The sequence below is a fragment of the Shewanella sp. 10N.7 genome (assembly GCF_020806285.1).
Lineage (GTDB): Bacteria > Pseudomonadota > Gammaproteobacteria > Enterobacterales > Shewanellaceae > Shewanella > Shewanella electrodiphila.
Window position 1 is genome coordinate 1 of record NZ_JAJGZS010000028.1, and the last position, 20,082, is coordinate 20,082.

The window sequence follows — 20,082 nt, forward strand, 5'->3', positions numbered from 1 at the left end:
TATGGGTTGCTGGCAACGAAGGGATGAAAAAGTGCATGTACGACTGACAAGCTTTTTCAGGCAAAAACCAACGACACCTAACGCCACTGTTTAAGCCGAGGAATTAGAAAGTTAACACTTAAGATGCAGAACAATAAAAGTATCAGGAGGTGCTAAGGCATTGATAAATTGGGATAAAGAAATTAGCTGACGATGCTAAGGGATCGATGCGGCTAGTAAAAAATGTAACAGCTCAGCACACATCGAAAAAGCGTAAGTTCTTACGCCGATATTTACACTATAAAAGTATCACTCGGGCTTGTTCAACACTTGGGATAAGGACGCGGCTACGCGCGGCCTATCCTTATCTGTTAGATGCTTATCGCTTGCGCCACCTCGGTAGCTTCATTTTTCCATGTTTCGCATTTGGAAACTTATATCTAGGTGCGAAATCTGAATACCACAAAATTTCCACACGACAATAATCCCGGAATTTGGAATCACTCCACAGCGCTATCATTTCTTTCTTTTTCAAGCGCTCTTTTGCAAGTTCTTTGTTGTTTGCGTTAAATACAACTCCCGTATATGGATTTACGCGTATAGGAGATGTCTTCACATGAAGGTGCCCATGTGGGACAGAAGGGAAACAATCAACGTCACCTGGCGTAAACTTCCACTTTCCGAGACCTACAAAACTCAGTTCATCTTCACGATCTGAATTCATAGAATGATTTGAATTTAGATCATGCTCATCTGAACTCATTGATTCAAGTTCGTCAGGCTCAAAAAGCTCATCTGCTACACGCAGTCTTTCTAGATACTCATTGAGACCTATAATACCTACTTGGTAACTCAAATCAGCCAATAGAATCAATGTTGTTCTCATACTTGTCACCTCGGTATAAACTACTTTCAAATTATACACTTAGATTGGTTACAGTAAACTAACCACCTTGGTGGTGAAAGACGTCAAGATCAAGCTTGTTAAGTACTCATTGCGTATAACAGCTTATTAGCGAGAATTCCGATAAACACCCCTAGGCTACTTACCAATACTCAATCACTTTTCAGCTTAATTTATTAATAATTTTAATAACTTAACAGCCATCAAAATTTAAATCAATCGACTAAATAGTGGATAAAACCGAGAATTGAGATAACCGAGAATTAATTTGGGTCCTTATGTAAATAGCCATATTAAAAAAGTTATTCATTTTCATAAGCTTAAGGCGTGATGATAATAGAAAGTGAGAATTTTCTTGTTTACATAACGAGAAGTAAGTTTGCACTTATGTGATACAGATATGTATTTGATAATTCACTTTAATAATAGACTTTAACAATACACTTTCATAATAGACTGCCAAACAGTAGATTCTGACAATATGCAGGTAACTTAAATTACCAAGTTCGTTGCTCATTCCCACCTATATATGCCGACCTATACATTTCCACCTATTCATTCCCACCTATTAATTTCATAAAAAAAAGCCCAAGCTATAACCTAGCTTGGGCATTGATATTACTTTAAATGTTGGAACTAGATTTTCAGCACTTTACTCAGTGGTAAATCTCGATAACGTTTACCTGAGGCTGCAAATATGGCATTGGTTAAACTTGGTGCAACGGGTGGCACGCCGGGTTCACCCACTCCTGCAGGTTTTGCATCTGACTCGACAATAATGGTTTCGATTTCAGGTGACTGGCCGATGCGTAGCAGCGGATAGTTATGGAAATTAGATTGCTCGACTTTACCGTCTTTATAACTAATTTCGCCCATCATCGCCAAGCTTAAACCGAATATGATGGCGCCTTCGGTTTGCGAATGTACCCTATCAGGGTTGACCACAGTGCCTGCGTCAATCGCCGCAATGCTTTTTAATACAGTCAACTTATCGCCGTCCATTTCAACTAATGTGGCCACTGCAACATAGCTGACAAAGCTGCGATGTACTGCAAAGCCCCAACCTTGATTGGCTTGGATTTTAGGCTGTTTTGCCATGGCCTTTTCTACTGCATCAATCACGCCTAAATAGCGGCCGATATCAATAGGGAAATCCTCTAAGGTTTCACCATAATTACCGTATTTCACCACTTGGTTTTCAAGCTTTTCATGTCGCGGTTTGCCCAGCAGCTCACGCCACATACTAATACAAGGTTTACCTGCATTTACTGCAAGCTCATCGACAAAGCTGCCGACACCAAAGCCATGCTGAATATTACACACTGAGCGCATCCAACCGATTCGAGAATGAGCAGTGGCTTTAACAGACTCCAACTGAATTTGGCTTAAGTTAAACGGCATATCAGAAAAGCCAAGGTCTAACTCCCCTGCTGATGGCATATCAACGCCTTCGGCAAAGGTTGAACTAATCGATGGAAAACCAGTACGGGCAAGTAACGCCGTTGGCGCTTTATTGCCATCTAACTTAGCTTGGTAATGCTGTGCACTAATAGCATGGTAGTAACCGTTTTGAATTTCATCTTCACGGCTCCATAACAGTTTGACTGGTTTAGCAATTTTTTGTGATAACCACGCTGCCTCGGCGCTAAAGTCAGGTTTTGATTTGCGGCCAAAGCCACCACCTAGCAAGGTGACATTCACTTTCACTTGCTCATCTTTTAAGCCTAAAACCCCAGCAACATTTTTCTGGGTGCTTTGTGGTGTTTGAGTTGATGCCCAAATTTCGCAGCCGTCTTTAGTCACTGATGCAGCGGCCGCTGGCGGCTCCATCATGGCATGGGTCAAATACGGCACGGTATAAACTGCTGATAAACTATTGTTGTCACTCCAATCACTGACTGATTCGCCCAATTGACGAATAACCGTACCTGACTCACCAACGCGTTTAACAAGCGCTGCTAAATCGGTATCCGAGTCATATTGACTGTTTGCAGAGTCTGTCCAGGTGATTTTTAGTGCTTTACGGCCTTGCAGCGCACTCCAGCTATTAGTTGCAATAACCGCAACACCACCAAGGGGCTGAAATAACGGCGCGCCTTTTGATATCGGAATTTGAATCACATCCAATACCCCTGCCACTTTGCGAGCAGCGCTATCATCTAAAGTCGCTATATCGCTACCCAATACTGGCGGTCGAGTAATTGAGGCGTGCACCATACCTGCTACTTTTACATCAAAACCATATTCAGCTTTGCCGTTAAGCATATCGTCCATATCTACGATGGTGGGCGATTTTCCGATATGAGTAAATTTCGACGCAGGCTTTAATGCCACGCTTTCAAGTGCTGGTGTTGTTAGTGCAGAGGCTGCAATGGCAAGCTCGCCAAATGACAGGCTTTTACCATTAGTTTTATGATGAATTTTACCTGCTTTGGCATACACATCTGCTGGCGTCACTTGCCACTGGTTAGCTGCTGCTTGCTCTAGCATGCTCCTTGCAGTTGCGCCCATTTGACGCATTTTTTGATAATGCTTACGGATACTGCGGCTACCATCAGTGTTTTGACTGCCATATTGCTCGTCAGCCAAACCTTGAACCACAACGATTTGATCCCACTCAGCTTCTAGCTCATCGGCTAAGACTTGTGGCACACCTGTTCTAATGCCTTGACCCATTTCAGAGCGGTGACAGGTTAAATACACCTTATTGTCTTCACCAATGGCGATAAAGATGTTCAGCTGCGCTTGCTTGCCTTGAGCAATAGCCTCTTGAGCAATTGCCATGGGACTCCACGCTAAGCCAGATGCGCCTAAGGCTAAGCCTCCGCCCACTGCGCCAAACAGTTTTAGCACGTTACGACGGCTAATGTTTTCAACTGCGGTAAATGTGGTCATGGTTATGCCTCCACTTTACTGTTTTCAGCAGCGGTATTAATTGCAGCTTTTATGCGAGGGTAAGTGCCACAGCGGCAAATATTACCCGACATGGCATCATCAATTTGCGCTTCAGACGGTTTGGCTGTGGTGTTAAGTAACGCTGCCGCTGACATAAGTTGTCCTGCTTGGCAGTAGCCACATTGCGGTACGTTATGTTTCTCCCACGCGGCTTTTAGCTTATCGGCTTCAAGCCCTTCAATGGTCGTTACTGACTTACCCGCTGCTTGTTTTATGCTGGTTAAGCAGCCGCGAACTGGCGCACCATCAATGTGGACGGTACACGCGCCGCAAAGGCCTGCACCGCAACCATATTTGGTGCCTGTTAAGCCTAAAATATCTCGCAGCGCCCATAAAATTGGCATATTTGGATCTGCATCTAAGGTGAAGCTTTTACCGTTCACTTCAAGTGTTTGCGTTTGTTGCGTCATCACTTACTCCTTGTTGGCCAACCACCAGCTAAGATCGGCTTGGGTATCAATATCAATGGCGGCTTGCTCTAACGGAAGTACGGCCAAGGTTTGATTAGTTAAATGTTGTTTTAATAGTTTTTTAGCCCCAGCATCACCTTCGAGCTGCTGAAGGGCATCAAAGTCTTCAGCTACAAATATCGCAGGTACACCCGGGTTTTGTTGATAATAAGCCGCGGTGGTTTGACCAAAAAGGCAAAACACACGGTATAGGCTTAAATAATGTAATTGGGAAACAGCCACTTGATCTGCAAGGCTTAACAACAGAGCATCGGCTTTTTCGGCCTGGGCATATTTTGCCGCCATGGCGACCGAACTGGCGATGCCCGATTGCCAGTCTTTATTGATGAGTATCGGTGTATTCATTGGCACTAATGGCGATAACACATCGATATGACCGCCTAGGATAACGCAAGGTTTACCAATATCTATTTGCTCAGCCGCCTGGGTTAATTCCAATAGGCTGTGAGTCAGTAAACTGTGGGGGTTAGCTTGTGGGTCTGGGTCATTCACTTCTGGGCCTGATACTATGGCAGCAAGCTTTGCACCATCAAATCGTGTGCTTTGACCTGCAGCCAACATCACGCTGACCACTTTAGGGGGCTTAGATAAAAACGTCACTAGGACATCACCTTATCTAAACGACTCAATTCTGCCTGCTTGCCAATGCGGTGGTGTAACACGCCATGGCATTGAGATAAAATACTTAACGCCACAGAACTAGGCAGTTCACCGCCCAGTGCAAGCCCTGCTGGCGCTGAAAAGAAACCACTGAAATCTTGTTCTGTTAACTCAGCTAAGCCAAACACTTTATCCCGCCTATGCCCTGGACCTAACAATGCAATGTAATCAATATTGGTAGGCTGCAGCGCTTTAAGGGCGTCGCAGTCGAGGTCTAAGTTATGGTTCATCACCACTGCAGCATCGAGTTGAGTAAGCTCTTCTGTTTTCAATTGAGTAAGCGGTGTTTTATTGATTTTTGCAGCAGGAAAGTCATAGCTGCGCGCATAGGCGGAGCGACTATCGAATACGGTAATTTTCCAATCAAGCTCGGCAGCTATTGCGGCTAACGGCTGAGCATCTAACCCACCACCAAATATCCCCAGATGATAAGGCGCTCTCACAGGGACAGATAAATAATCTTGCCCATCTAATACGACCCGCTTTGTGATCTGTTTAGCACTCTGTTTCGTGAGCTGTTTCGTGACCTGCTTAGCGCTCTGTTTAGTGAGCGGCTGCGTTTTTGAGGAGGGTTCGAAACTGTCATGTTTCGCAGCATTGGATGCAATGAATTTACCTGACATTTCTCCTGCATGACTCTTGTGGTCATTGAGAGATAATTGATAATGTCCCTGATTACCGCGAGTAAGCTGCTGATGAAGTTCTGGCAAACCAAGGTATTGGTTATCTGCCAGTAATGGCACCATCATGATATTAACAAGCCCACCACAACCGAGTTGGTAACTCGTATCGTTTTCATCAGTAGCATCATAGGTAATATGAGCAATACGTTGAGTTTGAATCGCATCTTGAGCATGGCGACGTAAATCTGCCTCTAAACAGCCACCACTGAGCATTCCCAACGTTTTACCGAGTGGGTCAAACAACATGATAGCGCCCGCTTTGCGATAAGATGAACCTTCAACTGACGTGATGACAGCTAACGCCCATTCCAATTGCGGTTTTTCTGCCCATGAGTCGAGTAATGAAAGTAAGTGATGCGCCATAGTCCCTGCCTGCTAAATCAGTCCATAATTCACTTCTGTAGCAGCAATTTGTCCAGAGGGAGCATCAAATCGTTACCCAGTCGTAGCCCTCACATTTCAGCGAGGCTCAACATAAGCTAACAAAGGATGTCAATAATGCAAAGATTACTGGGAATTTAATGCTGTAACTCGAGGTGATATATCAACATAACTTGCCAGCGAGTCAAGCTACTCGCTGGTTTGCTAATATACGAAGGAAAGGATAAAAAATGTAACTGTTTATGCGAAACTGACTCGGTTGAACAAACTGTCTTAAGCGACTTTAATATAAGCGACTTTAATATAAGCGACTTTAATATAAGCGACTTTAATATAAGCCACTTTAATAAAAGCCAGTTTAATGTAAGCGATTAGGCCAACAACTGATCAGCAACAAATGGATTATGTTGACGTTCTTCTTCAAAGGTCGACATGGGGCCATGTCCGGGAATAAAGTTAACTTTCTCTCCTAAAGGCCACAATTTTTGAGTAATTGAATTAATCAGTTGCTTATGATCAGACTGCGGGAAATCAGTGCGACCTATTGAGCTTCTAAACAAAACATCCCCTACCCAAGCAATTTGTGACTCAGACGAATGAAATACAATGTGTCCTGGTGTGTGTCCTGGGCAATGCAGTACTGATAACGTTTGCTCACCGACAGTGACATTATCACCTTCATTGAGATATTGCGTCGGCTCAAACGAGTCAATGTGCGGAAATCCGAAGTTTTGGCTCTGTTTAGCCAAACCTTCTAACCAAAACTTGTCGGCCACGTGAGGGCCGATAATGGGAATATTAAGTTGATTAGCGAGAGTTTTAGCTCCGCCAACATGGTCAATATGGCCATGGGTTAATAAAATCTTTTCTAATTTTAAGCCTAACTTACTGACTTCAGATACGATTCTGTCAATATCTCCGCCAGGATCAACCACTGCTGCAAGTTTGGTTTTGTCACACCAAATCACACTACAATTTTGCTGGAACGGGGTGACTGGAATGATTTGATATTTCATTGCTTATTTCCTTACAGTAGCAGGCGTTTGCTTTGAGCTTATTATGCTTCAAATAGCACAAAAAAGTTTGATCTATCTTTTAAATATTTATAAAAAACTCAGATTAGCCCTTACGTATGATGCAAAGTCGTAGCTTAAACTGCTAGTGCTGCGTAGCTAAAGGGAATATCAGCTTTAATTGACTCACGGTGAATAGACTTCTAGCTAGTGTAAATTTAAAGGAACATAAATTAGCTCTCGCTAACAAAACTTACACTGGTTGCGATAAGTTTTCATTGTGATCGATAGTTAAGCTTTCTACAATACCCCCTTTCTAAGACTCTATTCACATCACAGGTACAGCATGCAAATGGACAGCATTCTTTCAGGTATTGTTTCCAAGAAACATTTTTTCTCGGTTCCGCTCAACTATCAGCAGCCAGAAGGGGAAAAAATCACCGTCTTTGCCCGTGAAATTGTCAGCACAGAAAACCAGCAAAAAGATCTCCCCTTTCTGGTTTATTTTCAAGGTGGCCCAGGATTTGGGGCTGTTAGACCGATTGAAAACTCAGGTTGGATTAAACGTGCGCTACAAGAATATCGAGTGGTCTTGCTAGACCAACGCGGGACAGGGCTTTCAAGCCTTATCAACCACGCAACCCTTGAGCATTTATCTGTCGATGAACAAGTGGATTATGTCAGTCAATTTCGCGCTGATAATATCATTCGAGATGCTGAATTCATTCGCCTCAAATTAACCAACAATACCCAGTGGAGTATTTTAGGCCAAAGCTTTGGTGGTTTCTGCGTACTGCATTATCTATCTGCTGCACCTGATTCAATTAAAGAAGCCTTCATTACTGGTGGTATTCCGTCGTTAACCCGTCGAGCTGATGATGTTTATAAAGCCACTTATCAGCGAGTGATAAAAAAGAATAATGACTTTTATCACCGCTTTAAAGATGCTGAGCAATTAACCGCTGAGTTAGCTGAGTTCATCGATAATAATCAGGTCACATTAGCCACAGGCGAGCAACTCACCGTTGAGATGTTGCAATTACTGGGTGTGAATATCGGTATGGAGCAAGGGCCTGAAGCCGTTTACTATTTATTAGAACAAGCCTTGATTGAAACAGGCTCAGGTAAACAGATTAATCCGCTTTTCTTACATCAATTTAGTCAATTCTTAGACTATAACACCAACCCTATTTTCGCTTTAATGCATGAGTCGATTTACTGCCAACAGTTCCATCAGCAAGGTGCAAATTGGTCTGCCCATCGTGTTAGAGAACAGTTCCAACAGTTTAATTATCAGCGAGGACAACGCTTATTATTCACTGGCGAAATGATTTACCCGTGGATGTTTGAGCAATTTAATCAATTAAAGCCTCTTAAAGCATTAGCAAATGCCATTGCCGAAAAAGCTGATTGGAGCAATTTATATGATGTTGATGTGCTGATGCAAAACACTGTTCCTGTCAGTGCTGCCATCTATAGCGAAGACATGTATGTCGATATGAACTACAGCCTAGAAACGGTGCAATTAGTTGATAACTTGAAATATTGGCTCACATCAGAATATGAGCACAATGGTATTCGTATCGATGGCGAGCGGGTTTTAGATAAGCTAATCTCATTGAATCGCCAAAAGAGTCTTAGATAATATAATATTTAAGCTAAAACCTGCTTGTGATCACAATATGAAAGGCTAATTTAATTTTCAGTTAAGTAAGAACGGGCATAATCTATCCTGTTCCGCCCTTTATGTTGTGAACTAGTGAATTTTTTATGAGTAATCCTTAATTGAATTACTCATTTTTTTTGCCTCAAATTCAGTGGTCAGTATGCTTTATTTCAATCATTCACCAACAAAGTTAAATTCCCACTCATCGCTAGCTGGCTGCGGCCGCACCTTCAGTTTCATCGTTAGGTTTGTCACGAAGCGAGAAATAAATCTTCGATACCATAAATTCTGCAATCAAAATACCAAACACTAAAACAAAGAAAGCAACGATGCCGTCAAATGGGCCAGTAAAGGTAATACTGTCGCCGAAGGCTAAGTTAATGGCTTCAAGCATGATGATTTTCGAAAAGAACAAAATCGCCCAAGTACTTAGCGCGCGATAAACCTTAGGTGCAGTGCCAGGTTTACTTTTGAAGTAGTCAGCTAACTTATGTTCAAAGGCTATGGTTAGCTTTAACAGCAATTGCAACAGAATGGCGACTAATAATGAAATTGAGAAAGACGAGACACTAATATGTTGCCAGTACTCAGCAAGTAGATTTAACACCGTCAAATCGACTAAAACAGCGAGAGTATAACCAACAAAATAACGTTGGGGACTATTAAAACCATGCAAAGGTGTGGCAATACTGGTTGTTTCTGCTGACATTATAAACCTCTAATATATTGATACTTTATAAAAAAAGATTAATCACTCATTTATATTAACCACATTACAACAATACACAAACATATTACCACATGAAGTATCTGACTAACTCATTCGAATAGTTGTTGGTTACAGCTATTCGTTTCAGCTGTTCGTTTCAGCCATTCAATCCAGTGCTTAAGCCGCTATATTATTTTACCCGTTATTAAGCTAATACCTAAAAAGCGCCAAAGAAGCTTTTCAATGCTTTAAGCCTGAGTGTTGCGGCCCCTAACATATCAATCGGGCCTAGCAGTGAAAAAGGTTTCTCAGTAGAAATCCAGGCTGAGCCTCGTGCGCCAATCGGAATTTCAATGCCTTCTGGGTCGCTAAACTCAATCAGCACTGTTCGGCCAATATTTTTTGAGTTATTGACTAACTGCTGAGCGACGCCTTGTTCTTGACTGCCGTGACTGCCTCTTGCCTCCCCCGTAGCTAAAGATATTGAGTGAACTCGCCCTCTAAAAATGTGCCCAGGATATGCATCTACATAAAACTCGGCAAATTGACCTTGCTTTACTCGGTTCCATAGCTGATCGGGTATACGCATCTCAAGGATTTTAGTTTCAGTATTCCACAGTTGAATATTACCAATTCTTGACCCAGCTGCTGTATCAATGCGTGTTACTGCGCCATCAAAAGGAGCGCGAATTTCTAGCTGGCTATTTTCAAACTCAGCTTGTTGTTGCTGGGCAACTAATGATTCACGATCAAATTTCATCGCATTTAACCTTGATTGATACTTATCAATGTCTCGTTTAGCCACGACATTTTTAACTTGAGTTAACCTTGCTAAATCCTGCTCAGTTTGTGCTATATCAGCATCTAAGCTATTAATCTCAGCTTCAATCTGGCGAAGGCTATTTGTTTCTTCATTATTCACCAAAGTGTAGAGTAACTGGCCTTCTTTAACTTTCTGATTGTGCTTAACATAATACTTATCGATTGACTCTGTAATCGGGCTTAAAACCGCTGTTTGTGCTCTCACAACCGATGAATCAGTTAAGTCCACAGGAGAATAGAATCGATGAGCAAAGAACACTGCAAGGTTAATCAGCACACCTACAACAATCATAGAAATATAATTAGCCGTCGTGCGTTTTACTAAGCCAGTTTTAATTAAAATCCAGCAAATAAGTACATATGGATACAATAGTTCTTTCATTATGCTTGTCTCCCTATAGGGCCTGTTGATTTTTCAAGGTTATTTTTGCAGCGAATTGTTGGCCATTTATACAAAGCAGAGACTTTGTGGTGTAGTGCTCTACATAAAAAGTCGATAATGCAGTAAAAATAGCCAACAAACGCTGCCCAAAGGGTTCGACTAAAAGCGTTTTACTCTTTGTTGAATGAATTTTGCTTAGATGACTAGGCATCAATCCATTCGCCTCAATTAAAACGCTTATATTTCGAACAAAACTTAATCTGCAAAGATCAACAGGTCCTAATCACTGCCGAAATCTTTTTCCAATCGGTTACAACAATTAAGATGGCAGCTATCCACAATTCATTGTAAAAAAAGCCGATAGTACATAACCAGAAAATCAATTTTGCTTGCCCCGTATGTTCAGCATGCTTTTTGGGTAGAGAATGAAGTTTCCAGTAACCCCAAATTGCTAAGCAAATAGTCACGACCAACATCATGGTTAATGCACCAATAAAGATTTCAGTGTCCAGCAACTTACCCTTTAACGCTGAAGTGGTGGTCCAATAATCCGCTGGAATATCTTTGTGATGAACGGTAAAACCATTTGCTAGTAATACCGAGCCACAAATGACCGCCAGCAGCGTCAATAAAATATAAAATTTTGTTTTATGGCGATTAAAAAAACCTGCTTTAGCATTAGCTGCAGTGGTATCAATAGACGAAGATATTTGTTCTGTCATAGCCTGCCTTATTTTGATGTTGTTGAATCATCTTGGTATGGCAGAAATTATAAGGAGAGAAGCTACGGCAAAGTTACCATTTTGCGCCACGCATTATTAAGCATCGAAATGAAAAAATCAGCCACAGTGACTCGAACTAGAAATGAGGAGTGAGGTATTTGTAGTAAGTAGTGCGTTATGCGTTATAAATAGTGAGTAATGAGCAGTGAGTAATGAGCAGTGAGTAATGAGTAATGAGTAATGAGTAATGACTAACAGGAATTTAGCTAACGAGTCGTCATATAGAATATACAAATATGAATGTTCGGTAATTAATCAGTCGATTAAAAATGGTCAACTTTCACGTTATCTAACCAAATAGATTCAACTCGGTCTGCACGTTCTCGTAGAATGCCTAACTGGATAAACATATTTTCATCGTGTGCCACAAGCGTTTGCAGGGTTAAATGTACTTGAGGCTGATTGTTTATTGCCATCATTATGCGACCTTCAGTCATCGACCAGTATGTTTCTAATGTCACCGTATACCAAGTATTAGCTTTAATATCGTCAAGGTACCACAAGGCTTGCTTAGTATTAGGTTGCGCAGCTTCACCATCTATAACAACTGATTTTGCGATATTAGAAACCAAACTCATGCGTGAACCATTAAGCTGTAAACGATAGCTTTGCCGGTAGGTTTTATCTGACTCCCAGTAAGCAATCTGATGGGTATCTTCACTAAATAGTTGAGGTAGTAGAAATTGCCAGCTAACAGTGGTTGTTTGACCTGGGCGAGTATGGGTGGGTTTATGTTGTAGTTCTACTCGGTTAAGTGCTTCAATCCCACGCCATAGGTAAGATTGTTCACCTTTAATTGTTAATAACGCACCGTAATTTGAACTAGGTTCACTCGTAATATCTGAAATTGATTCTGAATTAGTCAGATTTAACCCTGCAGGCTTAGGAAGAATGTTGATGCCTTGTGGGTGAAGCACGTATGACCAATTATCTAGATTCAATTCAGCAAATGTTTCTTGCCACCCCCCAGCCGACCAACAAATGTTACTCATCAATACACTTAAGATGACTAAAGTTGATTTAATAAAAAAGTGAACGCCTTGCTGCATGTAACTCATCCATAAATTTCATTTAAGCTCAGGAGTAATAATTTAACTAAGCACATACTTCCGATTGAATAAGTTAATTTAAGCTAATTAGCGGTTTTTTTCGATACTCGCTTAGTGGTATTTTTTATCGTTTTATTGCCTGAAGAGGAAGAAGACGTTTTTCTTTTATAACCACTGCTTTTTGTACTACTACCTTTTGAACTACTGCCTCTTGAACTACTGCTGCGACGCTTTTTATAACCAGGGCCTGTGACACCTGATAGAGCACTAGGTAATTGATTCGCTGCTTGAGTAATCAAGTCATTCAACTGGTTTAGCAAAGGAGACATAAACGCATCGTAACGTAATTGCTTTTGACTAATGGCATCCAGACTACTTTCCCATAATGCGGTCATATCCGGTGTTGTGGCTGACTCAGGTAATGAGTTGACCAGACCAATACCCACAGGAGTTGCTACAATCGATTTGCCTTGGCGCTGCAAATAACCGCGTTTAAACAGTAACTCAATAATCCCCGCACGGGTGGCCTCTGTGCCTAAGCCATCAGTATCTTTAAGGATTTTTTTAACGTCTTTGTTGGTCACAAAGCGGTTGATACCCGTCATCGCACCCAATAACGTCGCATCAGTGAAATGTTTAGGCGGTTGAGTCACCTTTTCAAGAAGCTCACCCTGAGTGCAATGTAACAACTGACCTTGAGTGAGTGCTGGTAAGGTCGCCAGTTCATCATCATCCTTTTTAGTCGTATCGCTTGCAGCAAACAGCTGTTTCCAACCTAATGAGGTTTCTTGCTTGGCTTTGGTGGTAAACAAGCCACCTGCAATAGTCACTTCTACCTGAGTTTCATCGTATAAGTAAGCCTTATAGAACTGGGCTAAATATTGTCTGGCAATATGTGAATATAACTTGGCTTCTTTACTGGATAAATTGGCCAAATTAGTGACTTTTTCTGTTGGTACAATCGCGTGATGAGCATCGACTTTTTTGTCATCCCACGCCTTGGATTTAAGTTTGCTATTTGGTGAATCCGCTTTTGCAGTTAGTGACGGATCATTTTTGGATATTGCATTAATAACTTGCGGCGCTAAACCATGTTGCTCAACCGGCAAATAACGGCTATCAGAACGTGGGTAAGTAATCAGCTTATGGCGTTCATACAAGCTTTGGCACGTATCCAACACGTCCTTGGCGCTCATCCCAAAACGCTTTGCAGCGTCAATTTGCAACGCAGATAAACTGTAAGGTAATGGTGGGTTTTGACGTTTACTCTTAGCTTCCAGTTTTGTGACTTCAGCAGGTTGATTAGTGATACGGCCAACCACATTTTCAGCAAGCCCTTTAGCCAGCACTCGCCCTTCTTCATCCATGTAGGGCTGACAGGCTTCACTGGGTTTCCATTTAGCCGTAAAGGTTTGATTTTCTTGAGTGATAAGATGAGCTAACACATCGTAAAACGGTTTTGGCACAAAATGAGCAATTTCTTCGTCACGTCTAACAACTAAACCAAGCACTGGCGTCTGTACCCGACCGACCGACAAAACCCCTTGATAACCGACCTTTCTACCTTGAATGGTATATGCACGAGTCATATTCATGCCGTATAACCAATCAGCACGACTACGCGCCAGTGCTGAAGTTGAAAGCGGCACAAACTCTTTATTGCTGCGCATTTGGTTTAATGCTCTTTTCACTGCAGAGGGATTTAAATCGCTGATGAGTAGCCGCTGAGTTTGGCTAATCTTATCGGCTTTAATACCAGAATGGGATATCACTTCATCAACCAGTAATTGCCCTTCTCTATCAGGATCGCCTGCGTTAACCAGACTTGATGCCTGTTTTATCAGTTTTTTTAATGTGCTTAGCTGAGAGCGTGTTTTTGATTTAGGTTTTAACTTCCATTGCTGTGGCACAATTGGCAAGTGAGCTAATTGCCACGACTTATAAGCGGGATCATAAGCGTCGGGTTCTGCTTGTTCTAATAAATGTCCCACGCACCAAGACACGCAATCACCATTGGCTGTCATGATGTAACCATCACCTTTTTTATGAGGCTTAGGTAATACATCGGCTATGGCACGACCTAAGCTAGGTTTTTCGGCAATATAAAGGATCATTTAGTTCAAACCATCAAAATCGTTAAAGCACTTTTAAGCAGGCTTTTTCATCAGAATTAGTTTACTGTATATAATTACAGTGCATTTTAATAGTCATTCAAGAAATAATTTATCGAAAACAATAAATGAATATAAATAACTCGTGTCGAACACCAGATAACATTTATAAAGCAAATCTAACTAACTCTCGCGCTAACGCGCGCCAATTATTGTAGTAAATTTTCATAATCGATTTATAAACAATATAAATTAGCTCCAATAGCCATACAATTGACTTATTTAGCCTCTTTAAACAATCAAATCATCTTTCCCTGCTTGATTAAAGCTGGAGTAAAGTTGATCCAGATCATGATTGCGAACAAATTCTTGAGATAGTTTTAGTTAACGCAGAAAATGAGGTCAGGAGCCCGTTATGGAATTGAAGCAATGTGAGAAGTGCTATACCGACGTTTGTGTTAACGGTAAATGGTTTCACCATGACCACTTAACAACCAGTGCTTATATGCTAAATGGCGGTTCGCCTGAAATGATTGAGCTCGCAAAAATGCCAACAACTGAAACTGAGCTTGTGGATATGCTCACCTGCGTATTTTAAATGTCGGTGATAGTTTAAAGGGTGTATTAACACGCATTACATCTATCAGGATTAAAAGACTTACGCCGTTGCGTTAACACTTAAGTCAATGGCATAAAAAAAAGCAGTGCTTGCACTGCTTTTTTATGTCTTGTCATCACCACATTTCAGTGAGCCATCAAGTGCGACTTAAGCCAATTCTTGATTAAAAAATGCAATGGTTCTGTCCCAAGCAAGCTTTGCATTCGCTTCATCAAAGCGTGATGTAGAGTCATTATGAAATCCATGCTTGGCATTCTTATACATGTGCATTTGGTATGGCACATTTAACCGCTTTAAGTCAGCTTCATAATCTGGCCAAGATTTATTAACCCGTTCATCTTCTTCACCAAGTTGTACCATCAATGAGGCTTTAATATTTTCTCGGAGTTCTTTCTTAGCGGGTGTTCCATAAAAAGGCACGCCTGCGGTAAGTAAATCAGATTCGACTGCAGCAAGATAATTGACGATATAGCCACCAAAGCAAAAACCTACAGCGCCGAGTTTTCCATTACTGTTTTCATGAGATTTTAAAAACTTTGCTGCAGCGACAAAATCTTGTTGGATTTTATCGCGATCCATAGATTTTTGCATCGCTCGGCCTTCATCATCATTACCTGGGTATCCACCCAGTGGATAAAGTGCATCGGGTGCGAAGGCGATAAAACCTGCTTTAGCTAAACGGCGTGCAACATCTTTAACGTAAGGGTTTAAGCCTCGGTTTTCGTGTATGACTAACACCACAGGTAAAGAAACTGCAGTTTTGTTTGAATCAACATTAGCGGGAACAACTAAATACCCTTGGCCTTCGCCATGGCCTAATGGAGATGTAAACTTTTCATAAGTGGCCTTAATGTCAGCATCATTAAACGACACCTGCTCAGCCAGTGCGTAATTTGGCAGCAAAGCTGAGGTGAGTACAGTCATGGAATAACCGACTGCGACTAAGGTACCTAGTTTCTTCATGAAGGTTCGACGATCCATGCCACCGTGGGCATATTCATCGTACCAATCAAATGCTTCTTGTGGGATATCATTTCTTTGTAGCTGAGACATTGTCTTTCCTCCATTTTGAATCATTTAAGATTGAGTTTCTTTGACTAACCTAGGGGAGGAAAAGCACAATGTAAATAGTTTGTCGTACAAATAGTAAATGATTGATTTACTTGAGAAGCTATTTTATATCTTTCTCAATACCGTTTATACCCATGTTACCTCAAGATGCTTTGTCAGGCACAAGCTCGGATATCAATGCAAGGCGTAAGCTGAGGTAATTGTTATTCACTTTTCAAAGGTTACAACGTAGCAGTGGTTTTCGAGCTTGCGCCCCGTAGGGCAAGTCAAATAGCACCAATCTGCGTTGTTATAAAATATCGATGTAGAATAACTATACTTCAATTTTATGCCTAGCATCTTGGCACTATTTGCCTTGCTGACTTTGCATCTTGAAGTATCATGGGTATATTTCTTCATCAATAGTCTCGATACGAGCTTCGAATATGGCTCGTGCATCATGTAAGCCACGGTTATAAAAGTGCGCACCAATATTACTGGCAAAGAAATCCAATAAAAATTCGGCATCGAACTGACCTAAATCTTGGTCTAGTTCATCTTCAAAATAGGTTTGAACTTTTTGCACCATCAGTTCACGCTGTTCTGCAGTAAACTCAATTTTAGACATCTGCTTGGCTCTCCGTACACATCTTAATTATCAGCGTAAATTAACAATTTAAACTGCTTAGCCCTAGGGCCTGTTGAACTTTGCTGGTTAAATTTTGTTCGAAGTAAAAGCGTTTTAATCGAGGCGGATGAGTTGATGCCTAGTCATCTAAGCAAAATTCATCCAACAAAGAGTAAAACGCTTTTAGTCGAACCCTTCGGGCAGCGTTTGTTGGTCATTTTTACTGCGTTATCGACTTTTTATGTAGAATAACTACACCACAAAGTCTCTGCCTTGTACAAATGGCCAACAACTCGCTGCAAAAACAACCTTGAAAGATCAACAGGCCCTAATTATTTACAATCAAGGGTCTGTTGTTTTTACATTATTCAAAAACAAAAAAGCCAGCTTTCGCTGGCTTTTAACACACAAACTGTCATAACTAATTAAGGATGACAGACGTTATGCATTTCTAAGTTAGTGCCGATGTCTTTGCTATTCGCTTTCGCGTCATCATTACGTAACTGCGTTAAGTGGTCTAAGTAAGCTTGGTCAACATCGTTTGTGATGTATTGGCCATCGAATACTGATGTTTCAAAACGCTTGATTTCAGGGTTTTCCATGCCTACTGCATCGACCAAGTCAGTTAAGTCTTGGAAGATAATGCCATCAGCGCCGATGATTTTTGCAATCTCGTCAGCATCACGGCCGTGAGCGATTAACTCATTGGTCGTTGGCATATCAATACCGTACACGTTAGGGAAACGGATTTCAGGAGCTGCTGAAGCAAAGTACACTTTCTTCGCGCCAGCTTCACGTGCCATTTCAATAATCTGCTCTGAAGTGGTACCACGTACGATAGAGTCATCGACTAACAATACGTTTTTACCTTTAAACTCAGTATTAATGGCGTTGAGTTTACGACGTACTGACTTCTTACGCTCTTGTTGACCTGGCATGATGAACGTACGGCCAATGTAACGGTTCTTCACGAAACCTTGACGGTAAGGAAGCTCCATACAGCGTGCGATTTCTAATGCGATATCACATGAGGTTTCAGGAATTGGAATAACCACGTCAATGTCATGATCTTCCCATTCTTTTTGAATTTTAGCGCCTAGTTTTGCGCCCATGTTTACGCGACTGCCGTAAACTGAAATTTTATCCATCGCAGAATCTGGACGAGCAAAATATACGAACTCGAAGATACACGGTGCATAGCTTGGGTCGACTGCACATTGGCGAGTAAATAGCTGACCATCTAATGAAATATAAATCGCTTCACCAGGTGCAACATCACGCATGACTTCAAAGCCAACAGCGTCTAATGCAACACTTTCTGATGCCACCATGTATTCAGTACCCGTTGGTGTTTCATGCTTACCTAACACTAACGGACGAATACCAAATGGGTCGCGAAATGCCACTAAGCCCTGACCAATGATCATTGCAGCAACGGCGTAAGCACCACGAGTTTGCGCGTGCACTTTAGCAACAGCGTCAAATACTTCATCGGCACTTAAGGTTAAACTACGAGTCTCTTGAAGCTCATCAGCAAGTAGGTTTAATAACACTTCAGAATCTGAGGTGGTGTTAACATGACGACGTTTTTTCACTAAGCTTTCAGCTAACTCAACTGTATTGGTTAAGTTACCGTTATGGGCTAATGAAATACCAAACGGTGAATTAACATAAAACGGCTGCGCTTCAGAAGCACTTGAGCTACCCGCAGTTGGATAACGAACGTGTCCAATACCTGCTTTACCTTGCAGGCGCTGCATATGTTTAACTTCGAAAACGTCTTTAACTAATCCATTTGCCTTACGTAAACGAAACGCACTCTTGTCAACAGTTACAATACCTGCTGCATCTTGACCACGGTGCTGAAGCACGGTCAATGCATCATAAATGGTTTGATTAACCGATGACTGACCAACTATTCCGACGATACCACACATGGGTAAGCTTCCTCATTGTAAGATGTTTTATATTTATATTTTGGGTACAAAGCTAGATGTGTTTTCCAAGTAGTCAAAAAACCACTGAATAACGACACCAAATTGGGGTACAAGTTCTGACTCTTTCCACCAGTCTTGACTTGGCGAACCAGTAAAAGCATCCAGAAAAAATAAGATAGCGCTGACAATTAATGCCCCGCGAAGCGCACCGAAACACAAGCCTAAGACTCGATCGGTGCCTGATAAACCGGTTTTAGAAACCAGTTGACCTAATAAATAATTAACTAATGCGCCCAAGATAAGCGTGGCGACAAATAACACGGCGATGGCAACACCATTGCGGGTCATTTCATCGTTCATTTGGGTTAAATGAACGGCTAAGTCTTGATAGAATTGGCTGGCAATAAAGAAGGCAGCGAACCATACCACTAAAGACATGGCTTCTTTGGCAAATCCGCGGATCAAACTGATGACAGTTGATAAGCCGATGACGATGAGAATAGCGTAATCAATCCAAACCATTGAGATGGGGATCCGGTATAGATGTTAAGACGGCGCGATTCTAACAGAGACAGAAAACTTTCTCACCAACTGCTAGATAAATTGACTTTGCGCTGTACCAAACAATAGTGAATAGTTAGTTTTCTAGGGGATTGTATTGAACAATTTTGCCTTGAAGACCATTTAGTTTATTGATTTTTTTCTGGTATGTTTTGAGTTTTTCAGCAGAAAGTTCAGGCCCTACGAATACCTTTGTTAGCGAGCCATCTATCGGTTTAGCTGGCAAGGTATATGCGGTAAAACCATTTTGTCTGAGTTTTTTGACTAACTCTTCAACATTTTTAGCATTATTAAAGCCGCCAAGTTGTAAGGTATAACCCGCTTTAATAGGCTCGACTTTTTTAACTTCTGGCTTTGCTTTAGCGACTTGTACAGGTGTTGATGTCGCAGATGCTGCTTTGGCACTAGTTGATGCATTTTTATCTGAGGACGTTCTATCAGAGGCAGTAGTGGCAGCTGGAGTGACTTTTTCAGACGAATCTTCAGAGGCTCCTAAGTCTTGAGTTTGGGCAATTTCTTCCACTTCAAATGTTTCAGGTGTGTAGCCTTCGCCAATGACATCGCTGGTTTGCTCATTAATCACTGGGCGCAGCGGAATTTCGGTAAACTCTTCGATTTCACGTTGTTTTTTGCCATCGAGCAAGTCAGGTAAAAAAATCACCCCAAGCGCTACGATAACAACCGTTCCCACTAATCGGTTTTGAAATTGAGCAGACAAATG

General features: G+C 41.5%; 18 protein-coding genes and 2 pseudogenes. 3 read left to right on the forward strand and 17 right to left on the reverse strand.

From position 1 onward, the window contains the following. Window positions 1–358 precede the first annotated feature (358 nt). The 6 genes from LMH66_RS16390 to LMH66_RS16415 all read right to left on the reverse strand — a co-directional run bounded on the left by LMH66_RS16390 (window position 359) and on the right by LMH66_RS16415 (window position 7,048). Window positions 359–865, reverse strand: coding sequence for a hypothetical protein (locus LMH66_RS16390; protein ID WP_229371315.1), 507 nt, complete (start codon window positions 863–865; stop codon window positions 359–361). A 654-nt stretch (window positions 866–1,519) separates the two neighbouring features. Then, window positions 1,520–3,778: a xanthine dehydrogenase family protein molybdopterin-binding subunit gene (locus tag LMH66_RS16395; protein ID WP_229371317.1), complete on the reverse strand. Its 2,259-nt coding sequence runs from the start codon at window positions 3,776–3,778 to the stop codon at window positions 1,520–1,522. Between the two features lie 2 nt (window positions 3,779–3,780). Next, window positions 3,781–4,248 carry a (2Fe-2S)-binding protein gene (locus tag LMH66_RS16400; RefSeq protein ID WP_102527157.1) on the reverse strand — a complete coding sequence of 156 codons (468 nt, stop codon included), beginning with the start codon at window positions 4,246–4,248 and terminating at the stop codon, window positions 3,781–3,783. A gap of 3 nt (window positions 4,249–4,251) precedes the next feature. Continuing rightward, window positions 4,252–4,908 carry a nucleotidyltransferase family protein gene (locus tag LMH66_RS16405; RefSeq protein WP_229371319.1) on the reverse strand — a complete coding sequence of 219 codons (657 nt, stop codon included), beginning with the start codon at window positions 4,906–4,908 and terminating at the stop codon, window positions 4,252–4,254. Beyond that, window positions 4,908–6,014: an XdhC family protein gene (locus tag LMH66_RS16410; RefSeq protein WP_229371322.1), complete on the reverse strand. Its 1,107-nt coding sequence runs from the start codon at window positions 6,012–6,014 to the stop codon at window positions 4,908–4,910. Before LMH66_RS16410 ends, LMH66_RS16405 begins: the two co-directional genes overlap by 1 nt. Before the next feature lie 389 nt (window positions 6,015–6,403). Beyond that, entirely contained in the window at window positions 6,404–7,048 is a 645-nt protein-coding gene (locus tag LMH66_RS16415) for an MBL fold metallo-hydrolase (protein WP_102527160.1), read from the reverse strand. A gap of 343 nt (window positions 7,049–7,391) precedes the next feature. Between LMH66_RS16415 and LMH66_RS16420 the strand changes: the two genes are divergently transcribed. Then, window positions 7,392–8,690 carry an alpha/beta fold hydrolase gene (locus LMH66_RS16420; RefSeq protein ID WP_229371324.1) on the forward strand — a complete coding sequence of 433 codons (1,299 nt, stop codon included), beginning with the start codon at window positions 7,392–7,394 and terminating at the stop codon, window positions 8,688–8,690. A gap of 229 nt (window positions 8,691–8,919) precedes the next feature. Here the strand turns inward: LMH66_RS16420 and LMH66_RS16425 are convergent, their stop codons facing one another. From LMH66_RS16425 to LMH66_RS16450, 6 genes and pseudogenes are all read right to left on the reverse strand, one after another. Next, window positions 8,920–9,420 (reverse strand): hypothetical protein, encoded by a 501-nt coding sequence (locus LMH66_RS16425; protein ID WP_102527162.1) that lies wholly within the window; start codon window positions 9,418–9,420, stop codon window positions 8,920–8,922. Between the two features lie 217 nt (window positions 9,421–9,637). Next, window positions 9,638–10,624, reverse strand: coding sequence for an HlyD family secretion protein (locus LMH66_RS16430; RefSeq protein WP_102527163.1), 987 nt, complete (start codon window positions 10,622–10,624; stop codon window positions 9,638–9,640). Continuing rightward, a pseudogene (locus LMH66_RS16435) lies at window positions 10,624–10,835 on the reverse strand (hypothetical protein). Before LMH66_RS16435 ends, LMH66_RS16430 begins: the two are co-directional and overlap by 1 nt. Before the next feature lie 58 nt (window positions 10,836–10,893). Beyond that, complete coding sequence (locus LMH66_RS16440; RefSeq protein WP_102527164.1) at window positions 10,894–11,346, reverse strand: hypothetical protein; 453 nt, start codon at window positions 11,344–11,346, stop codon at window positions 10,894–10,896. A gap of 323 nt (window positions 11,347–11,669) precedes the next feature. Then, window positions 11,670–12,455: a heparin lyase I family protein gene (locus LMH66_RS16445; RefSeq protein ID WP_229371326.1), complete on the reverse strand. Its 786-nt coding sequence runs from the start codon at window positions 12,453–12,455 to the stop codon at window positions 11,670–11,672. A gap of 83 nt (window positions 12,456–12,538) precedes the next feature. Next, window positions 12,539–14,569 carry a DNA topoisomerase III gene (locus LMH66_RS16450; RefSeq protein ID WP_229371328.1) on the reverse strand — a complete coding sequence of 677 codons (2,031 nt, stop codon included), beginning with the start codon at window positions 14,567–14,569 and terminating at the stop codon, window positions 12,539–12,541. A gap of 412 nt (window positions 14,570–14,981) precedes the next feature. Here LMH66_RS16450 and LMH66_RS16455 point away from each other — a divergent pair, with 412 nt between their 5' ends. Continuing rightward, on the forward strand, window positions 14,982–15,164 hold the full coding sequence (locus LMH66_RS16455) for a hypothetical protein (protein ID WP_102527167.1): 183 nt from the start codon (window positions 14,982–14,984) through the stop codon (window positions 15,162–15,164). A 168-nt stretch (window positions 15,165–15,332) separates the two neighbouring features. Here the strand turns inward: LMH66_RS16455 and LMH66_RS16460 are convergent, their stop codons facing one another. Both LMH66_RS16460 and LMH66_RS16465 read right to left on the reverse strand, forming a co-directional pair. Further along, a complete protein-coding gene (locus tag LMH66_RS16460; RefSeq protein WP_229371331.1) occupies window positions 15,333–16,238 on the reverse strand; it encodes a dienelactone hydrolase family protein in 906 nt (301 codons plus the stop codon). A 397-nt stretch (window positions 16,239–16,635) separates the two neighbouring features. Beyond that, complete coding sequence (locus tag LMH66_RS16465) at window positions 16,636–16,863, reverse strand: DUF2164 domain-containing protein (protein WP_229371332.1); 228 nt, start codon at window positions 16,861–16,863, stop codon at window positions 16,636–16,638. 135 nt (window positions 16,864–16,998) lie between these two features. Here LMH66_RS16465 and LMH66_RS20580 point away from each other — a divergent pair. Next, window positions 16,999–17,196, forward strand: a pseudogene (locus LMH66_RS20580) (hypothetical protein); the annotation flags it as partial. Between the two features lie 92 nt (window positions 17,197–17,288). Here the strand turns inward: LMH66_RS20580 and purF are convergent. The 3 genes from purF to dedD form a co-directional block, all read right to left on the reverse strand. Continuing rightward, the gene (gene purF / locus LMH66_RS16475; RefSeq protein WP_102527170.1) at window positions 17,289–18,800 is read right to left on the reverse strand and encodes an amidophosphoribosyltransferase; all 1,512 of its coding nucleotides are present in this window, start codon (window positions 18,798–18,800) and stop codon (window positions 17,289–17,291) included. 33 nt (window positions 18,801–18,833) lie between these two features. Next, on the reverse strand, window positions 18,834–19,322 hold the full coding sequence (locus LMH66_RS16480) for a CvpA family protein (RefSeq protein ID WP_102527171.1): 489 nt from the start codon (window positions 19,320–19,322) through the stop codon (window positions 18,834–18,836). Window positions 19,323–19,437: 115 nt separating this feature from the next. Continuing rightward, window positions 19,438–20,079: a cell division protein DedD gene (gene dedD / locus LMH66_RS16485; protein ID WP_102527172.1), complete on the reverse strand. Its 642-nt coding sequence runs from the start codon at window positions 20,077–20,079 to the stop codon at window positions 19,438–19,440. Window positions 20,080–20,082 lie beyond the last annotated feature (3 nt).